We start from the raw sequence: 319 nt of genomic DNA, 5'->3' as shown, positions 1-319 counted from the left end.
TTGTAAACGAAGGTGGCTATAAGAAGGGCGTAAATTACGGCCACCACCGAGGACTCGGTTGCCGTAAAAACTCCGCTTAGGACACCCCCTAAGATGATAGCGATGGTAAAAAGTCCCCCAAAACATTGAGGGACCCGCCCTCTGTGACGCCCAACGTCAAAAGCGGCACAAAGCTTACCACCACGACCACATCGAGCATGTCCGTAAGGGCCAAGCTCAGGCCTTCTCCGAGACTTGCGAGCAACTTGGCCTTTAGGGAGGGAAATTCCTCGAGGTTCGGGTCCAGCGAGATGAGTTCGTTTGCATCTTCCCTTGCCAT

At 53.6% G+C, this 319-nt stretch carries 2 protein-coding genes; both read right to left on the bottom strand.

Annotated elements, in window-relative coordinates; translation table 11 throughout:
* Nucleotides 1–95 (bottom strand): hypothetical protein (locus tag EZM41_RS14420; RefSeq protein ID WP_342449339.1); only part of this gene is annotated, 95 nt, incomplete at its 3' end.
* The coding region (locus EZM41_RS14075; protein ID WP_232619415.1) for a hypothetical protein at nt 89–319 on the bottom strand (231 nt) is incomplete at its 5' end. The genes EZM41_RS14420 and EZM41_RS14075, both read right to left, overlap by 7 nt.

Source organism: Acetomicrobium sp. S15 = DSM 107314, assembly GCF_016125955.1.
GTDB lineage: Bacteria > Synergistota > Synergistia > Synergistales > Thermosynergistaceae > Thermosynergistes > Thermosynergistes pyruvativorans.
The sequence above is the reverse complement of the archived record's forward strand: the minus strand, read 5'-3'. Positions and strand labels throughout refer to the sequence as shown.